This window comes from Pseudomonas sp. NPDC089530, from assembly GCF_050280705.1.
Lineage (GTDB): Bacteria > Pseudomonadota > Gammaproteobacteria > Pseudomonadales > Pseudomonadaceae > Aquipseudomonas.
Window position 1 is genome coordinate 41,639 of record NZ_JBNNVU010000022.1, and the last position, 16,696, is coordinate 58,334.

The window sequence follows — 16,696 nt, forward strand, 5'->3', positions numbered from 1 at the left end:
GTCGATGTCCTACGGGGTAGTAATGGATATTCAGATAATTGCACGCGATGGCGAGCCCGAGTACGCGGTGCTGCCATGGGCTCAGTATCAAGCTTTGTTAAAAGCAGCAGGGATCACCGATCAAACTCCGCGACAGACCAGGGAACCTGCCGCGACCGCAGCCGACCAGGCGCTTCCAGGTCTGGATCAACTCCGCAGTTTGCGTGAAGCCAAGGGCGTCGCCATCGAGGCGCTTGCCCGTACGGTAGGTATCAGTCCGTCTTATCTGGCCATGATCGAAAGCGGTGAGCGTCAGCCGGACGCCGCTATACGCCGCAGCCTGGCCTGGGAATTGACGGTTCCGGGTTGGAGGGATGAATCGTGAGCGTAAGGATCAGTCGTCAACATTGGGATGGCCTGTTGAGTGAACTCGACCAGGCCCGTCGGCAACGCCATCTTTTGACCTACCGCGCTCTGCTCGAGCGCTTGCAGTTACCCAGCCCCGCCATGCAGACCCTGACCGCGGCCCTCGAGCATCTGGCCGCGCTGGATGCGCGCGCGGAGCAGCCGCTGCGCAGTTCGCTGGTGATCAGCCAGGGGGCAAGCCGTTTGCCGCGTACCGGTTTTTTCGAGTGTGTGGAGCGCCTTGGGCGGTTTTCCGGGCCTTCCGACGGGGTGGCGGCCGCTTCGTGGCATGCCTCGGAAGTGGTCCGTGTATTCGAGTACGAATACCCCGAATCGGCGGAGGCCTGAGTGTACTGGCGCCTCAAGGCGCGGGCCGGTTACTGGCTGGCCCGCCGGTTGTTTCATTGGTCCTGGTTTGTGCGGCAACCCCGGGGCTGGCACTGGCTGGAAGGGCAACTGGCGCGCATGGCGAACCTGGGGGACGTCGGCGCGCAGAGCTTCTATGGCCATATCCTGACCTTCCGCGGCCAGGGTCTGGGGGCTCGTGAGGAGGGCATACGCCTGTTGCGTCTTGCCGGGTTGGCGGGGGATGGCAAGGCGGCCTATCAGATGGGCGTCATCAGCCTGGCTGGCTCGCCCACCAAGGCGGCGGATGCGGCAGAGGCGGCCCGTTGGTGGGCGCTGGCGGCAAAGGCCGGGCACCCCCTGGCCGAGATCAAGCTGGCGCAGCTGAGTCAGCCGGGTACGCCGGATTCTGGGTCGCATCCGCAGTAAAACCGGCGGTCATTTCCCGGCTGTCGATCACATGAATGCTGTAGCCCGGCATGTTCTTGGCGTGGTGCTTGGCTTGCGAGGCCAGCTCGGCCAACTGACTGGCATCGAGTTGCCCGCAGGCCTGTGGATACAGATGCACCACGCCAATGGACAGTGACAGCAGGGCGAACTCCTGGCGAATGCCCTGGCGGTTGGGGGCGATGAAGCAGCCGGCTTCCAGGTGTTCGCTGCGGTAGAAGCGCCGGCACTGGCTATGGAAGTCGTCCAGCAGCTGGTTCAGGCGCCGTTGCCAGTCTTCGGGGCCCAGCACCAGGAGAAAGTCGTCGCCACCGATATGGCCGACGAAATCGCGGCTCGGGTCCACCCGGTCGTTCAGGCATTGCGCCAGGCACAACAGCACTTCATCGCCACGCCCGTAGCCATAGATATCGTTGAAGGGCTTGAAGCTGTCGATGTCCACGTAGCAGATCAGCGATTCCCGCCCTTGTTGCAGCAAATGAGTCAGGCACTGCTGGATTGGCACGTTGCCAGGCAGCAGAGTCAGTGGGTTGGCGTAGCGCGCCTGCTGGATCTTCAGCTCGGTAATCAGCTTGAGCACATCGATCACCCGCCCCAGGCCCAGGTAGCGGCCGTTGAGGGTGATGATGAAATCCTCTTCGATCCGTTGCCGGGCGCGGCTGGTGATCAAGCGGCTGACCTGTTGCAGCGACTGGTTGAGCTCCACCGCCAGGAAGTCATCGTTCATCAGGCGGCTGATGGGCTTGCGGGCAAACAGGTCGGTGGCGAAGGGTTTGAGCAGGGCGTCGGACAACGAATGGCGATGCACGATGCCGCAGGGCTGGTCCTGTTCGTCGAGCACCGCCAGCGAGTTGAGGTTGGCCTGGCGGCGGAAGGCTTCCAGTACCGTGGCCGTGGGGACGTTGCGCGCCACCGCCGGTTGTTCGTTGAGCAGGGCGCTGAGGTCGCTGCCTTCGTCATTGAGGGTCGTGGTGCTGTTGTCGCGCTTGGGTAGCAGGTTGCGGCCGTCGCGAGGCGGATGTTCCTGGGGGCGGCCGAGCAGGTAACCCTGCAGCAGGTCGACGCCCATCTCCGTGAGCACCGCCAGTTCCTCCGCCAGTTCGATGCCCTCGGCGATCACCTGGGCACGGGAGGCCTTGGCAATTTGCAGGATCGAGCCGACGAACTCGCGCTTGAGGGCGTCCTGGTGAATGCCGTCGATAAAATGCCGATCGATCTTCACGTAGTCCGGGCGCAGTTCGGACCACAGGCGCAGGCTCGAATAGCCGGCGCCGAGGTCGTCCAGGGCGATCGAGAACCCCATGTCGCGATAATGATGCAGTGCGTTTTGCAGCAGCTGGAAGTCATCGATCGGTGTCTGCTCGGTGAGTTCGATCACCACCTGGCTCGGCGGGATACCGAAGTCCTGCAGCAGCTGCAGGGTGCGGCCGGGCTGGTGGGCGGCCTCCAGCAGCGATTCCGGGGACACATTGAGGAACAGCTTGCCGGGCAGCTGCTGCTCGCTGAAGCGCTTGCAGGCGCTCTGGCGGCAAGCGATTTCCAGCTCGCTGAGGCGCCCGGCCTGGCGGGCCACGGCAAACAGTGCGACCGGGGAGTGCAGTGGGTTGTTGGACGGGCCGCGGCTCAGGGCTTCATAGCCGAGAATGCGCCGTTCGGAGAGACAGATGATCGGCTGGAACAGACTGTGCAAACCGCTTTGAGCCAGGATTGAGCTCAAGGCACTCAGCTGTTCGGTCGTGGTCATGGCGATCTCTGTCGATGAAAAAAGGACCGGGCGCTGCTCTTGATTCAAGAGCAGCGCCCGGTCCTTCATTTCACGACAGAATGATGACTGTTTGATGACGCTCCGGGGAGCGGCAGCATTAAATAGCCATCATTTCAGTGCTTGGCCACCGCCGTGTTGAGCTTCAGGTAATCGAGGAGGATGCGCCCGGTTTCGCTGAGGTAAGCGTCGTCTTCCGGCTTGGTCTTCTCCGGATCGGCGGCCGCGATGGCGTCCTCGTCTTCTTTCTTCAGCTCCTTGAGCGGCTCTTCGCCCTTGGCCTTGCGGCGGACGTTTTCCAACGCCAGTTGCTTGGCCTCGATGTCGGCATGCTGGGCCCGGCGCTCGGCTTCGTTGAGGCTGACGGTTTTTTCGGCCATCAGCTTCTTGGCCAGGGCCAGCTTGTCGCGGATGAAGACGAACTCGGCGTCCTTGGCCGAGCGCAGGTCATGCTCGGATTTCAGCTGCGTGAGGAACGGCTTGAACGGATCCAGCGCCGGCTTGATCGCCGGGCGGATGGTGTCCCACGGCATGGCTTCGGGCAGGGCGCTTTCGCCGATTTCCTTGGTGTCGATGATCGACGGGTAATCGATGTCCGGCAGCACGCCCTGATGCTGGGTGCTCTGCCCGGAAACCCGGTAGAACTTGGCCAGGGTCAGTTTCAGCTCGCCATGGTTCAGCGGCTGGATGGTCTGCACGGTGCCTTTGCCGAAGGTCTGGCCGCCGATGATCAGCGCGCGGTGATAGTCCTGCATCGCACCGGCGAAAATCTCCGAGGCCGACGCCGAGAGGCGGTTGACCAACAGCGCCATCGGGCCTTTGTAGAAGGCGCCGGGGTTTTCGTCTTCGAGCACATCGACCCGGCCGTCGGCGTTGCGCACCAGCACGGTAGGGCCCTTGTCGATGAACAGGCTGGTCAGCTCGGTGGCTTCCTGCAGGGAACCGCCACCGTTGTTGCGCAGGTCGATGACCACGCCGTCGACCTTGTCTTTCTGCAACTCGGTCAGCAGCTTCTTCACATCGCGGGTGGTGCTCTTGTAATCCGGATCGCCGGCACGGAAGGCCTTGAAGTCGAGGTAGAAGGCCGGAATCTCGATCACCCCGAGCTTGTAGTCCTTGCCGTCCTGCTTGAGGTTGAGGATCGACTTCTTCGCCGCCTGCTCCTCCAGCTTCACCGCTTCGCGGGTGATGGAGACGATCTTGCTGGTCTGGTCGTTCGGCGCGTTGCTCGCCGGAATGATCTCCAGGCGCACCACCGAGCCTTTCGGACCACGGATCAGCTTGACCACTTCGTCCAGGCGCCAGCCGACCACGTCGACCATTTCCTTGTCGCCCTGGGCCACGCCGATGATCTTGTCCGCCGGTGCGACCTGCTTGGTCTTGTCCGCCGGGCCTGCCGGTACCAGGCGCACCACTTTGACTTGGTCGTTGTCGCTCTGCAGCACGGCGCCGATGCCTTCCAGCGACAGGCTCATGTTGATGTCGAAGTTTTCCGCGTTATCCGGCGACAGATAGTTGGTGTGCGGGTCGTAGGACATGGCGAAGGTGTTGATGTACGCCTGGAAGATGTCTTCGGCGCGGGTCTGGTCCAGGCGCGCCAGCTGGTTCTTGTAGCGCTTGGTCAGGGTTTCCTGAATCTGCTTGGGTTCCTTGCCGGCGATCTTCATGCGCAGGACTTCGTCCTTGACGCGTTTGCGCCACAGATCGTCGAGTTCGGCGCTGGTCTTGAGCCAGGGCGCGTCCTTGCGATCGATCAGCAAGGTTTCCTTGGTGGTGAAGTCGAGCTTGTCGACGCCTTTGTCCAGCTCGGCCAGGGCGAAGTCCAGGCGCGCCTTGACGCGGTCCAGATAGCGCTTGTAGATGACGAAGCCGGCGTTCAGGTCACCGCTCTTGAGGAAGTCGTCGAACTGGGTTTTCCACTTGTCGAACTCAGCGATGTCGCTGGCCATGAAGTAGCTGCGCGATGGGTCCAGCAGCTTCAGGTAGCTGTCATAGATGATCGCCGAGCGCGCGTCGTCCAGTGGGGGCTTGCTGTAATGATGACGCTTGAGCAATTCGACGACATTGAGGCTGGCAATCACCTCGTCGCGATCAGGCTGAAGTTTGTCCCAGCTATTGGCTGCGAACGTATTGGTCGACATCGGCAGCAGGCCAAAACCAATGAAAAGGGCGAGGGCGGTGCTGGGGAACAAATGCTTCATGCTGATTCGACGCGGGGGCAATTGATAACGCATATTAGGCCGTCTTTGAAGTCGCCGGTTCCACAAGGGCCGGTCGCATAATGCAAAAAGCCCGGTGCTACAGCTCCGGGCTCAGTCCAGACTCACTATGGAGGCACTGTGAAAGCATTGCAAGGCGTTGAAGGTCATGTGGAGTGGGTTGAAGAGCCGAGTCCGACGTGCGACGTAGGACAAGTACGAATTCGTGTGGCGGCAGCGGGGTTGAACCGTGCCGACCTGTTGCAACGGGCCGGGCTCTATCCACCGCCACCGGGCGCCAGCAAGATGCTGGGCCTGGAGTGTTCGGGAGTGATCAGCGAGGTGGGACCGGGGACGGCCTGGCAGGTCGGCGACCGGGTATGCGCGTTGCTGGCCGGTGGCGGCATGGCCGAGGAAGTGGTGGTCGATGCCCGTCATGTGCTGCCGGTGCCCGAAGGGTTGTCCCTGGCGGAAGCGGCGGCCCTGCCCGAGGTGTACAGCACCGCCTGGCTGAACCTGTTCCAGCTGGCGGCCCTCAAGCCGGGGGAAAAGGTGTTGCTGCATGCCGGCGCCAGTGGCGTCGGTTCGGCGGCGATCCAGCTGTGCAAGGCCTTTGGCAACCCGTGCTGGGTCAGCGTCGGTTCCGCCGATCGCCTGGCCTACTGTGAAGCGCTGGGCGCCCAAGGCGGCGTGGTACGCACCGACGGTCTGGACAGCCTGCGGGATTTCGGGCCGTTCGACGTGATCCTCGACCCGGTCGGCGCCAACTATGCGGCGCACAACGTCAAGCTGCTGGCCCTTGACGGGCGCTGGGTGCTGATCGGGCTGATGGGCGGGCGCGAGGCCCAGCTGGACCTGGCGCAGATCCTCGGCAAGCGCATCCAGTTGCTGGGCTCGACCCTGCGCAGCCGCGACGAGCAGTTCAAGGCCGATCTGTTCAGCGATCTCAGCCAGCAGGTCTGGCCGCTGTTTGCCGAAGGGCGCCTGAGCCCGCAACTGGCCAAAACCTTCCCGATCAAGGACGCCGAAGCGGCCTTTGCCGAGCTGGCGAGCAACCAAGTGTCGGGCAAGTTGGTGCTGGTGATCGACGAGACCCTGGTCTAAACCCTGTAACCGCTGCCTGCGGCAGCGGCTACAAACGTTCAGCTCATGCCCACTGGTGAATCGGCCAGCCGGCCTGTGCCGCGTGTTCGCGCAGCACCGGGTCCGGGTTGACCACGTGCGGATAGTCGACCCGCAGCAGCAGCGGCAGGTCGTTGCGCGAGTCGGAATAGAAGCTCGCGCCTTCGAGGTTTTCCTCTTCGGCGTCCAGCCATTCCAGCAGGCGGGCGACCTTGCCTTCGCGGTAGGTCAGGGTGCCGAGGGTGTTGCCACTGTAGACCCCGTGCAGCACTTCCAGCTCGATGGCCAGGACTTCGTCGATGCCCAGGCGCTCGGCGATGGGCTTGACCAGGTGGGTGCCCGAGGCCGAGATCACCAGGATCCGGTCGCCAGCCTTGCGGTGGGCGGCGATGGCCTTGCAGGCGTCGCTGAAAATGATCGGCTCGATCACGTCCTCGACCCAGGGCGCGACCAGGTGCTCGACCTCTTCCGGGGTACGGCCGGCCATCGGCTCCAGGCTGAAGGCCATGAACTCCTCCATCTTCAGCTTGCCGTGGCTGTAGGCGTCCATCAGCTCATTGTTGCGACGCATGAAGGACTCGCTGTCGACCCAGCCCAGGCGCCCCATCTGCTCGCTCCAGAGGGTGGCGCAGTCGCCGTGGATCAGGGTTTCGTCCAGATCAAAAATTGCCAGGGCCATTAGTACCGCTCTCTCTTAATCGTTTGCGTCAAAGTCATCAGGCTACCTCACAGAGGGCCGCCGGATCGATGGAAAGTGCCAGGCGTTGACCGTCGGAGTGCAGATCCTCCGGCGAGCGGTTGAGCACATCCACCACCAGTTCCACACCACGGGCCTCGACCCGGTAGCGGATCACGTTGCCCAGCAGGCTGTGGCTGCGGATCTGCGCGTCGGGTTCGCCGTCCCTGCGCAGTTCGATGGCCTCGGGGCGAATCGCGATCCGCCCGTTGACCGGCCGCTGCAGCAGCCTGCTGGCGCTTTCGGCATCCAGCAGGTTGTAGTTGCCGATGAAGCCGGCGGCAAACACATCCACCGGGGCGGTGTAGAGCGTCTCGGCGTCGCCGCTCTGGACGATCTTGCCCTGGTTCATCAGGAAGATGCGGTCGGACATAGTCAGGGCCTCTTCCTGGTCGTGGGTCACGAAAATCGTGGTCAGCCCCAGTTCGCGCTGGATCTGCCGGATCTGCTCGCGCAGGTGCTTGCGGATCCGCGCATCCAGGGCCGACAGCGGCTCGTCCAGCAGCAACAGCCGCGGGCGGGTGACCAGCGAACGGGCCAGGGCCACGCGCTGGCACTGGCCGCCGGACAGCTGATGGGGGTAGCGCTTGGCGAAGTCGTGCAGCTCCACCAGGCGCAGCACCTCGAGCACGCGCTTGTGGCTGTCGTCGGCGTTGACCTTCTGCATGCGCAGGCCGAAGGCGACGTTCTGTTCCACGGTCATGTTGGGGAACAGCGCGTAGCTCTGGAACACCATGCCGATCCCGCGTTTCTGGGGGCTCAGGGGCACGATGTCGTGGCCGTCGAGGAGGATCTTGCCGGCGTCCACCGGGGTCAGGCCGGCGATGCAGCGCAACAGGGTGGACTTGCCGCAGCCGGACGGGCCGAGCAGGGTGACGAACTCGCCCTTGCGGATTTCGCAGTTGATGTCGTCGAACACCGTGGTGCCTGCATAGTTTTTTTGTAAGTGTTGGACGCTGACGAAGCTCATTGGCTTTTGTCCTTGTTCAAGATGTTGGCGGCCCAGGTCAGAACCAGCACAAAGAAGAAGTAGGAGATCACCAGGGCGCTGGTGAAGTGGCCGCTGCTGTTGCGCATGTTGTTCAGGTAGACCTGCAGAGTTTCGTAGCGGGTGCCCACCAGGATGTTGGCGAACACGAACTCGCCGAACAGGAAGGAGAACGACAGCAGCAGGGCCACCATCAGGCCCTTGCGCAGGTTCGGCAGCACCACCAGGAACGCTGCCTGCCAAGTGCTGGCGCCCAGTAGTTGGGCGGCGTCCATCAGGTCGCGCAGGTTGATCGCCTGCAGGTTGTTGGTGATCGCCCGGTACATGAACGGCAGGGCCACGGTGAAGTAGCAGCCGACCAGGATCCACGGCGTGCCGACCATGGCAAACGGGCCCGAGCCGTAGAGTTGCAGCAGGCCCACCGAGGACACCACCGGCGGCACCGCGAACGGCAGCAGGATCAGGATGTTCATCAGCGCGTCGAGCCGCGGGAAGTGGTAATGCACCACGAACAGCAGCGGCAGGATCAGCACCACGGACAGGATCAGCGCGCCGACGCAGACCAGCAGCGACTGGCCGAAGGCATGCAGGAAGCGTGGGTCGCTCCACAGCTGGATATACCACTTCAGGGTAAAGCCGCTGGGCAGGACGGTCGCCGACCAGTTGCTGGCGATGGAGTAGATCAGGGTGCCGGCCAGCGGCAGCAGCAGAATGGCGAACAGCAGGTACACCACGAGGCGGTGATAGAGGGCGGCGGAGCCGGGTTCAGCGCGAGACATGGTAGCTCCTCTTCAGCAGCAACTGATGGACGATGGTCACCAGGGTCATCAGCGCCACCAGCACCACGGCCAGGGCGCTGGCCATGTTCGGGTCCAGGGAGATGTCGCCGGACACCATGGCGGCGATGCGGATCGGCAGCACGTTGAAGTTGCCGGTGGTCAGCGCGTAGACCGTGGCATAGGCGCCCAGGGCGTTGGCCAGCAGGATGACGAAGGTCCCGAGCAGCGCCGGGGTCAGCACCGGCAGGCCGATATGTCGCCAGAACTGCCAGCCGCTGGCGCCGAGCAGGGCGGCGGATTCGCGCCAGTCTTCGCGCAGGGCGTCGAAGGCCGGGTAGAGCAACAGCACCCCCAGGGGAATCTGGAAGTAGGTATAGAGGATGATCAGGCCGGTCTTGGAGTAGAGGTTGAAGTCCTCGATGATCCCCGCCTGCTTGAGCATGATGGTGATGCTGCCGTTGAAGCCCAGCAGGATGATGAAGGCGAACGCCAGGGGCACGCCGGCGAAGTTGCTGGTCATGTTGGCGAAGGCGTTGACGAAGTTGCGCAGCTTCGAGTCGATCCGGCGCAGCGAGTAGCTGCCGAGAATCGCGATGACGATGCCGAACACGCTCGACCAGAAACTGATCTCCAGGCTGTATTGGATGGCCTGCAGGTAGAACTTCGAACTGAAGATCTTGTTGAAGTTGGCCAGGCCCCAGCCGAACTCTTCCGATTGCAGGCTGTTGACCAGCACCCAGAGCAGCGGGGCGATCTGGAACACGATGAAGAACAGGGCGAAGGGCAGCAGGCACAGGATTGCCAGCCATTTGCCGCGGGTGAATGCGTTCACTTGAGCAGCTCCCGGCAGACGGGTTTGTCGTGGAGCACGCCGAGCAGCTCGCAGATGGTGCCGCACAGCTCGGTCTGTTCCGGGGTCGCTGCGGGGCTGAAACTGAAGGCATCGCCCAGGACGAACAGCGGCACCTCCCGCTCCTCGGCCAGCAGGCCGTTGTGGGAACGGTCGTTGTTCATGCCGTGGTCGGCCGTCACCAGCACCTGGTAGCCGGCGTCGAGCCAGCCTTGCAGGTAGTCGGCGAGGATGATGTCGGCGGTGCGGGCGCTGTTGCGGTATTGCGGGCTGTCGAGGCCGTGCTTGTGCCCGGCGTCGTCGATGTTCATCGGGTGCACCAGCAGAAAGTTCGGGGCGTGGCGCCGCCGCAGGTGTTCGGCGTCGGCGAACAGATGGGAATCAGGATAGTGGTCGTTCCAGTAGAAGTGCCCGTGCTGGATCGGCAGTGTCTTGTCGTCGGTGTGGCGGTCCCGGGCCGGTTCGAACGGCGAGCGATTGTACAGCTCGCTGACCCAGTGATAGGCCGCGGCGGCGGTGCTGAGCCCGGCGGCGCTGGCGTAGTGGAAAATGCTGCGTTGGTTGGACAGGCGCGAGACCTGGTTGTGCACGATGCCACTGTCGAGCGGTGGCACCCCGGTCAGGATGCATTCGTAGAGCGGGCGGGACAGGGCCGGCAGTTCACATTCCAGTTTGTACAACGCTGCGCGTCCTGCGCCGACGTAGGCTTGAAGGTGTCCCATGGCGTGCCGCGCGACCTCGTGGTTGAGGCCGTCGAGCACCACAAGGATGACGTTGTGCTTCATAGGGCGGGTGACTCCGCAAGGCAAGATAAAACAATCCCGTAGAAGCGGAGCTTGCCCGCGATGGCATCTCTGCGGTTCCGGTACAGACCGCAGCGCCTGGATCGCGGGCAAGCCTCGCTCCTACGGATGCAGCATTACTGCATGTTGATGATCACTTCTTCCTGCCACTTCTGCGGCAGGGCCTTGGAGGTTTTCTCCCAGGCGTCGGCGTCCTTGATCGGGGTGACCTTCTTGTACTGCTCGTTGGGCAGCAGGTTGGCCTGGACGTCGGCCGGCAGGGTCAGGTGCTCGGCGCGGATCGGACGCGCATTGCCACGCGCCAGGTTGATCTGCCCGGCATCGCTGAAGATGTACTCACGGGCCAGCTTGGCTGCGTTCGGGTGCTTGGCGTATTTGTTGATGATAGTGGTGTAGCCGGAGATCACCGAACCGTCCGACGGGATCAGCACGACGTAGTCGTCCTTGTTGACCATCTTGTTGCGGTAGCTCAGGCCGTTGAAGTCCCAGACCACACCGACTTCCACTTCACCCTTTTCCATGGTGGCGATGGTCGGGTTGGCCAGCGACAGGCGGCCCTGCTTGGCGATCTCGGCGAACATCAGCAGCGCCGGCTGCAGGTTCTTTTCATCGCCGCCCTTGGCGATGGCAGCGGCCAGCACGCCGTTGGCGGCCTGGGCGGCGGTGCTCACGTCGCCGATGGAGACCTTGTACTTGCCTTTCTCCAGGTCGGCCCAGCTCTTCGGTGCTTCGGAGCCGTGCAGCAGCTTCTTGTTGACGATGAAGGCGATGGTGCCGGTATAGGCCAGGGCCCAGTTGCCGTCCTTGTCCTTGGCCCAGTCCGGGACCTGCGCCCAGGTGCTTGGCTTGTACGGCTGGACCACGCCCTGCTTGACCGCGATCGGGCCGAAGGCCGCGCCCACGTCGCCGATGTCGGCGCTGGCGTTGTCTTTCTCGGCGGCGAACTTGGCGATCTCCTGGGCCGAGCTCATGTCGGTGTCGATGTGCTTGAGGCCGTAGTTCTTGGCCAGGTCTTCCCAGGTTCCTTTCCAGTTGGCCCAGTCGTCGGGCATGCCGACGCTGTTGACGGCGCCTTCGGCTTTCGCCGCGGCTTCGAGGGTCTTCAAGTCGGTGTCAGCGGCCATGGCGGCGGTGCACAGGGCGATGGTCGAGCCTAACAGTGATGCCAGGAAAAGCTGTTTCATCCGAAGCTCCTTTGGGCGTGTTCAACGCTGCGTTTTTATCTAACGTTTGCGGTTGGGTTGGTCTAGGTCAGCAATACCTGAGCCAATTTAAGCCGGCTGGATGACACTTTGATGTCGGTATCGCTCCTGCTGGGCGGTTACAGGCGGCAGGCAAAAGGTTGCGAGATAAGCGTAGCCCAAGGCTAAACGGCTGATATGAAAGGACTTGGCCAGCCAATTGCAGGTGCCTGGCACGGCCATCCGACGGCTTTGTCATCTGTCAGTCATATGCATTGCCTAGGCTTTCGGTTGAAAAGCCGGTGCCTTTTTCAGGCGCGTTTGGCCCTGAAACAGTGCTGGTCTAGTCCAGATAGGTAACGTTGATGCGTGAAGAGGCAGTCAAGGCGGTGACAGCCATTGGGCAGGTCCTGCAGGAACAGATCGATCACGGGTTGCTGGCGCCGGGCAGCAAACTGCCGGCCGAGCGCAAGCTCAGTGAATTGTTCGGCACCACCCGGATTACCGTGCGGGAAGCCTTGCTGCAATTGGAGGCCCAGGGGCAGATCTATCGCGAGGAGCGGCGCGGCTGGTTCGTCTCGCCGCCACGGCTGGCCTACAACCTGATGCAGCGCAGCCACTTCCACGCGATGGTCAGTGCCCAGGGGCGGGTGCCGTCGACCGAGGTGATTTCCGCGCGCCTGCAGCCGGCTTCCGCGGCGGTCTGTGCCTGGTTGCAGCTGCCGGCGTTGTCCAGCGTGATCCAGATCTGCCGGGTGCGCCGTATCGACGAGCGCCTGGTGCTGTATGTCGAGCACTACCTCAACCCGCAGTACTTCCCGGGCATTCTCGATTTCGACCTGAACCAGTCGATCACCGAGCTGTATGCGCGGCACTACGACTTGCATTACGGTCGGGTGCGCTTCGAGATCGTGCCGACTTCCCTGCCGGTGGAGGCCGCGGCGGCGCTGCGGGTGTCGGCCGGCAGTCCCGGGCTGCGGATCGCCCGGGTCAATTATGACCAGCATGAGCGGCTGATCGACTGCGACCTGGAGTTCTGGCGCCACGACGCCATCCATGTCGGCGTTGATGTCGTCTGAGCCCGTTCTCCTTGTAGGGGCGAACTCGCGATAACGCCCGCCAGGGCGTTTTATGCTTCCTGCTCAGGCCCCCCGCCGGCGGTGACCACTTGCACGCTCATGCGTGGCGTGGCCAGGTCCATTCCGGCTTCGTCGAGGTGGCGCTTGAGGGACAGGTTGAAGGCCCGGGAGACTTCCCATTGCTTGATCGGCGCGGTCTTGAAGCGGGCGCGCAGGATGGCGTTGCCGGACTCGAAGCTCTCGACCCCCTGGAACTCCAGCGGCGACCAGATATTGCGCCGCTGCAGCGGGTCGGTGCGCATCTTCTGGCCGACATCGCGCATCAGCTTGATGGCGTCGTCGATGTCCATGTTGTACGGAATGGCCACCCGGAAGATCGCGTAGCCGAACTCCCGGGAGTAGTTCTTGATGCTCTTGATTTCGCTGAACGGAATGGTGTGCACGATGCCGTCGATGTCCCGCAGGCGCACGGTGCGGATGGTCAGGCCCTCGACGGTGCCCAGGTGGCCGCCGACGTCCACATAGTCGTCGATGGCCAGGGAGTCCTCGATGATGATGAACAGGCCGGTGATCAGGTCGGCCACCAGCGATTGGGCGCCGAAACCGATGGCCAGGCCGATCACACCGGCACCGGCCAGCAGCGGCGTGACGTTCATGCCCATGTTCGCCAGGGCGACGATCAGGCCGATGATGAAGATCGCCACGAACAGTACGTTGCGGATCAGCGGCATCATGGTTTGTGCCCGGGCGTTGGCCAGGCCTTTGCGCGAGCGGGTCAGGGCGTGGTGCACCGCGGTGTCGCTGAGAATCCAGATCAGCCAGGCGAACAGCAGGGTGCCGCCGAGGCCGAACAGCTTGACGCTGATTTCGTGGCCGTCGCCTTCGGTGAAACGGATCAGCGACATGCCCCAGACCCGCAGGCCAAGCTCGATGAACACCAGCCATACCGCCAGGTGGGCGAGGGTATAGAAGAAGCCTTTCAGGCGCTCGGAATACAGGGCGTGGCGCTTGTGCCCACGGTGGGGCTTGAGGGCGTGGCGGCGCACCAGGCCGTTGATCACCATGCACAGCACCAGCAGCACCGTGCAGATCAGCGACTGGCGCAGAGCGGTGCTGGTGTCGCCGGCGGAAATGAAGGTGGCGAACAGCGAAATGCCCACCAGCACCAGCGCGGGCAGGTACCAGAAGGTGCCGATGATTTCGATGGTGTCGCTCAGGGCGCGGCGGGTCAGGCGCCGGGACAGCGGCTGGTTGCGGATCAGGTGGGCGATCGGCCGGCGGAAACGCAGGATGAAGACCCCGGTGGACAAGGCCGCCATGACATTGGCGAAGGTGGCTGCCGTGTGCGCCAGGTGGCTGCCCAGGCTGGCGATCAGCCGCGGGTCGCTCAAGGCCTCGCCGAAGGCGGCGAAACTGCCGATCAGCCACAACGGCCGGAAGGCCTGGCGGCGCAGGATGTACAGCGCGCGGTGGCGATTCGGACCGTCCAGCACGGAAAAGGCGATCACACAGATCGCCGAGAAGCAGGTGCCGACCACCAGCGCATAAGCCAGGACCATGGCCAGGTCCTTGCCCAGGGACGATGGCAGTTTGTAGGTCATGTACACGGTCATGATCAGCGCGATCAGCCACGGGCCCAGTTTGCGCAGGGCGAAACGCAGCAGGTCCCAGGTCTTGGGATGTTGCGGCAGTTCGTCGGTGAGGCCGAAACGCTCGCGGACGCGGTGGCTGAGCCAGATCAGCGCGGCGGCCAGCAGGCTCCAGACCATCAGGATCAGGGCGAAGGCGAAGATGATCGGCAGCCATTCGCTGGCCGGCAGCATCAGGTCTGCCAGTTCATCCTTGGCCTGGTCGAATTCGTTCGACCAGCGATTGATCGGGCTGTCGGCGCCGGAGAACTGCTTTTCGAAGCTGGACAGGGTGCCGCCGATCAGACCGAGCACGCCTTCTTCAGCGGGAGCCTGGGCCTTTTTCGTGGCGTCGCGCAGCTTTTTCAGGTCGCGCAGCAACTGCGTTCGTTGCTGGTCGTTTTCCAGGGACTTGATCACTTCATCCAGCGACTGGCCCAAGGGTTGCTCGGCTTGTGGCTGGGTCTTGCCGGTATTGAGCAGCCCTGGCAAGCCCACGGCCTGAGCCGATGACAGCGGCAACAGGGTCAGGAGGCAGAGAAACAGGCAGTAGCGCAGAACGGAAAGACGAGCGAACACGGGGTGGTCAACCTTGGACAAAGCGGATCGACCGAGTGTACGAGGCGGCTAATACCAATGCGAGCCTGGGCGGCGCATTTATTCGGCGAGTTTGGCGAGGATCTTGTAGATCACGGTGCCGAGAATCAGCAGCATACCGGCCCACATGCTGAAGATGCCGGCATTCTTGTCGCGGAAGTTGTAGCCGATGGCCAGCAGGGTCATCCCTGAGAGAATGGGGATGAGCATGGCATGGAAGGAATACATCGAGATCATGGGGACAGCCTTGTCGGAGGGGATACTGACCAGTCTAGGTGGCTTTGCCGGAGTGCGGGGTGATGTGGATCAGAAATGCCTCGGTGCCCGGATTTTCGCATCCTGTAGGAGCGAAGCTTGCTCGCGGTGAACGATGACGCGGTCGTCCAGTACCTCCGCGCCGCGGCCATCGCGAGCAAGCTTCGCTCTTACAGAAGAGAGGTTACGGCAGGTCGGCGCTGGCGTAGAACGCGCTCAGCACCTTCACCAGGTGCGCCAGGTCGTGGCTGCCGCACAGTTCGCGGATCGAGTGCATGGCGAAGGTCGGCAGGCCGATATCCACGGTGCGCACGCCCAGGTGGCTGGCGGTGATCGGGCCGATGGTCGAGCCGCACCCCATGTCGCTGCGCACCACGAAGCTTTGTACCGGTACTTCCTCGGCCATGCACAGATGACGGAAGAAGCCGGCGGTCTCGCTATTGGTGGCGTAGCGCTGGTTGCTGTTGACCTTGATCACCGGGCCGGCGTTGAGTTTCGGGCCGTGGTTGGCATCGTGCTTGTCGGCGTAGTTGGGGTGTACGCCGTGGGCGTTGTCGGCCGAGACCAGCAGCGACTTCTGGATGGTCCGCACGAACTCGTCGCCTTCGGGCAGCAGGCGGCGCAGGGTCTGTTCGAGCATCGGGCCGTCGGCGCCGCAGGCGGAGCAGGAACCGACTTCTTCGTGGTCGTTGCAGACCAGCACGCAGGTTTCCTCGGTGTCGGCGTTGAGCAGGGCTTGCAGGCCGGCATAGCAGGACAGCAGATTGTCCAGGCGCGCGCCGGCGATGAAGTCGCCGTGCAGGCCGATGACCGCCGCGCTCTGGGTGTCGTAGAAGCTCAGCTCGTAGTCGAGCACCACGTCGGCGTTCAGGCCATGTTCCCGGGCCAGTTGGTCGGTCAGCACCGCGCGGAAGTCGACCCGCTCGTCACCGGCGAATTGCGCCAGGATCGGCGGCAGCTCGGTCTGGGCGTTGATCGCCCAGCCCTGGTTGGCTTCGCGATTGAGGTGGATGGCCAGGTTGGGGATGGTCGCGATAGGCGCTTTGAAGTCGATCAGCTGGCTTTCGACCTTGCCGTCGCGGCGGAACGTGACGCGGCCGGCCAGGGACAGGTCGCGGTCGAACCAGGGGGCCAGCAAGGCACCGCCATAGACTTCCACACCCAGTTGCCAGAAGCCCTGGCGTTGCAGCTCCGGTTGCGGCTTGACCCGCAGGCACGGGCTGTCGGTGTGGGCGCCGACCATGCGGATACCGCTGTGCAGGGGCGAATGCCGGCCCAGCTTGACGGCAACGATGGAGGAGTCATTGCGGGTGACGTAATAGCGACCGTTGGCTTCGGTGGTCCACGGCTCGCGCTCGTCGAGACGCTGATAGCCTGCCGCCTCCAGGCGTTGAACGAGGCTGGCGGTTGCATGGAAAGGGGTAGGGGAGGCCTTGAGGAAGTCGATCAGGCCCTGGTTCAACTCTTCGCGCATAAGTAGCTCCAGACAGCAGTGGCGCGAGTTTACCGTATCGGCTCGCGGCATTGCAGACGCAATGCCGT

At 63.3% G+C, this 16,696-nt stretch carries 16 protein-coding genes; 5 read left to right on the forward strand and 11 right to left on the reverse strand.

Translation table 11 applies throughout. From position 1 onward, the window contains the following. The first annotated feature begins 22 nt into the window (after positions 1–22). The 3 genes from ACQKQA_RS11550 to ACQKQA_RS11560 are packed head-to-tail and all read left to right on the forward strand — an operon-like array spanning position 23 to position 1,158. Entirely contained in the window at positions 23–364 is a 342-nt protein-coding gene (locus ACQKQA_RS11550; protein ID WP_427556994.1) for a helix-turn-helix domain-containing protein, read from the forward strand. Then, a complete protein-coding gene (locus ACQKQA_RS11555; protein ID WP_150805270.1) occupies positions 361–732 on the forward strand; it encodes a hypothetical protein in 372 nt (123 codons plus the stop codon). Before ACQKQA_RS11550 ends, ACQKQA_RS11555 begins: the two co-directional genes overlap by 4 nt. Then, positions 733–1,158 carry a sel1 repeat family protein gene (locus tag ACQKQA_RS11560; RefSeq protein WP_427556996.1) on the forward strand — a complete coding sequence of 142 codons (426 nt, stop codon included), beginning with the start codon at positions 733–735 and terminating at the stop codon, positions 1,156–1,158. Here ACQKQA_RS11560 and ACQKQA_RS11565 read toward each other — a convergent pair. Both ACQKQA_RS11565 and ACQKQA_RS11570 read right to left on the reverse strand, forming a co-directional pair. Beyond that, positions 1,100–2,920 (reverse strand): bifunctional diguanylate cyclase/phosphodiesterase, encoded by a 1,821-nt coding sequence (locus tag ACQKQA_RS11565; RefSeq protein WP_427556998.1) that lies wholly within the window; start codon positions 2,918–2,920, stop codon positions 1,100–1,102. The genes ACQKQA_RS11560 and ACQKQA_RS11565 overlap by 59 nt on opposite strands. Positions 2,921–3,054: 134 nt before the next feature. Beyond that, a complete protein-coding gene (locus tag ACQKQA_RS11570) occupies positions 3,055–5,139 on the reverse strand; it encodes a carboxy terminal-processing peptidase (protein ID WP_427557000.1) in 2,085 nt (694 codons plus the stop codon). A gap of 138 nt (positions 5,140–5,277) precedes the next feature. Between ACQKQA_RS11570 and ACQKQA_RS11575 the strand changes: the two genes are divergently transcribed. After that, positions 5,278–6,240 carry a zinc-binding dehydrogenase gene (locus tag ACQKQA_RS11575; protein WP_427557002.1) on the forward strand — a complete coding sequence of 321 codons (963 nt, stop codon included), beginning with the start codon at positions 5,278–5,280 and terminating at the stop codon, positions 6,238–6,240. Between the two features lie 43 nt (positions 6,241–6,283). Here ACQKQA_RS11575 and ACQKQA_RS11580 read toward each other — a convergent pair whose 3' ends face one another. The 6 genes from ACQKQA_RS11580 to ACQKQA_RS11605 form a co-directional block, all read right to left on the reverse strand. Continuing rightward, positions 6,284–6,937 (reverse strand): HAD family hydrolase, encoded by a 654-nt coding sequence (locus tag ACQKQA_RS11580; RefSeq protein WP_427557005.1) that lies wholly within the window; start codon positions 6,935–6,937, stop codon positions 6,284–6,286. 37 nt (positions 6,938–6,974) lie between these two features. Further along, on the reverse strand, positions 6,975–7,964 hold the full coding sequence (locus tag ACQKQA_RS11585; RefSeq protein ID WP_427557007.1) for an ABC transporter ATP-binding protein: 990 nt from the start codon (positions 7,962–7,964) through the stop codon (positions 6,975–6,977). Continuing rightward, positions 7,961–8,761 carry an ABC transporter permease gene (locus ACQKQA_RS11590; RefSeq protein WP_427557010.1) on the reverse strand — a complete coding sequence of 267 codons (801 nt, stop codon included), beginning with the start codon at positions 8,759–8,761 and terminating at the stop codon, positions 7,961–7,963. The genes ACQKQA_RS11585 and ACQKQA_RS11590 overlap by 4 nt, the downstream gene beginning before the upstream one ends. After that, entirely contained in the window at positions 8,748–9,593 is an 846-nt protein-coding gene (locus tag ACQKQA_RS11595) for an ABC transporter permease (protein WP_427557012.1), read from the reverse strand. Before ACQKQA_RS11595 ends, ACQKQA_RS11590 begins: the two co-directional genes overlap by 14 nt. Further along, on the reverse strand, positions 9,590–10,396 hold the full coding sequence (locus ACQKQA_RS11600; protein WP_427557014.1) for an alkaline phosphatase family protein: 807 nt from the start codon (positions 10,394–10,396) through the stop codon (positions 9,590–9,592). Before ACQKQA_RS11600 ends, ACQKQA_RS11595 begins: the two co-directional genes overlap by 4 nt. 134 nt (positions 10,397–10,530) lie before the next feature. Beyond that, positions 10,531–11,598 carry an ABC transporter substrate-binding protein gene (locus ACQKQA_RS11605; RefSeq protein ID WP_427557016.1) on the reverse strand — a complete coding sequence of 356 codons (1,068 nt, stop codon included), beginning with the start codon at positions 11,596–11,598 and terminating at the stop codon, positions 10,531–10,533. Between the two features lie 362 nt (positions 11,599–11,960). Here ACQKQA_RS11605 and phnR point away from each other — a divergent pair, with 362 nt between their 5' ends. Beyond that, the gene (gene phnR / locus ACQKQA_RS11610) at positions 11,961–12,674 is read left to right on the forward strand and encodes a phosphonate utilization transcriptional regulator PhnR (RefSeq protein ID WP_427557018.1); all 714 of its coding nucleotides are present in this window, start codon (positions 11,961–11,963) and stop codon (positions 12,672–12,674) included. A 50-nt stretch (positions 12,675–12,724) separates the two neighbouring features. Here phnR and ACQKQA_RS11615 read toward each other — a convergent pair whose 3' ends face one another. The 3 genes from ACQKQA_RS11615 to ACQKQA_RS11625 form a co-directional block, all read right to left on the reverse strand. After that, positions 12,725–14,881 (reverse strand): mechanosensitive ion channel family protein, encoded by a 2,157-nt coding sequence (locus ACQKQA_RS11615; protein WP_427557021.1) that lies wholly within the window; start codon positions 14,879–14,881, stop codon positions 12,725–12,727. A 78-nt stretch (positions 14,882–14,959) separates the two neighbouring features. Beyond that, the gene (locus ACQKQA_RS11620) at positions 14,960–15,136 is read right to left on the reverse strand and encodes a hypothetical protein (protein ID WP_427557024.1); all 177 of its coding nucleotides are present in this window, start codon (positions 15,134–15,136) and stop codon (positions 14,960–14,962) included. A gap of 202 nt (positions 15,137–15,338) precedes the next feature. Continuing rightward, positions 15,339–16,628, reverse strand: coding sequence for a M18 family aminopeptidase (locus tag ACQKQA_RS11625; protein ID WP_427557027.1), 1,290 nt, complete (start codon positions 16,626–16,628; stop codon positions 15,339–15,341). Positions 16,629–16,696: the final 68 nt, after the last annotated feature.

Coding starts and splice junctions, on each gene's coding strand:
- ACQKQA_RS11580 (WP_427557005.1), bottom strand. CDS start 6,937: ATGGCCCTGGCAATTTTTGATCTGGACGAAACCCTGATCCACGGCGAC.
- ACQKQA_RS11570 (WP_427557000.1), bottom strand. CDS start 5,139: ATGAAGCATTTGTTCCCCAGCACCGCCCTCGCCCTTTTCATTGGTTTT.
- ACQKQA_RS11605 (WP_427557016.1), bottom strand. CDS start 11,598: ATGAAACAGCTTTTCCTGGCATCACTGTTAGGCTCGACCATCGCCCTG.
- ACQKQA_RS11590 (WP_427557010.1), bottom strand. CDS start 8,761: ATGTCTCGCGCTGAACCCGGCTCCGCCGCCCTCTATCACCGCCTCGTG.
- ACQKQA_RS11625 (WP_427557027.1), bottom strand. CDS start 16,628: ATGCGCGAAGAGTTGAACCAGGGCCTGATCGACTTCCTCAAGGCCTCC.
- ACQKQA_RS11550 (WP_427556994.1), top strand. CDS start 23: ATGGATATTCAGATAATTGCACGCGATGGCGAGCCCGAGTACGCGGTG.
- ACQKQA_RS11565 (WP_427556998.1), bottom strand. CDS start 2,920: ATGACCACGACCGAACAGCTGAGTGCCTTGAGCTCAATCCTGGCTCAA.
- phnR (WP_427557018.1), top strand. CDS start 11,961: ATGCGTGAAGAGGCAGTCAAGGCGGTGACAGCCATTGGGCAGGTCCTG.
- ACQKQA_RS11620 (WP_427557024.1), bottom strand. CDS start 15,136: ATGATCTCGATGTATTCCTTCCATGCCATGCTCATCCCCATTCTCTCA.
- ACQKQA_RS11585 (WP_427557007.1), bottom strand. CDS start 7,964: ATGAGCTTCGTCAGCGTCCAACACTTACAAAAAAACTATGCAGGCACC.
- ACQKQA_RS11600 (WP_427557014.1), bottom strand. CDS start 10,396: ATGAAGCACAACGTCATCCTTGTGGTGCTCGACGGCCTCAACCACGAG.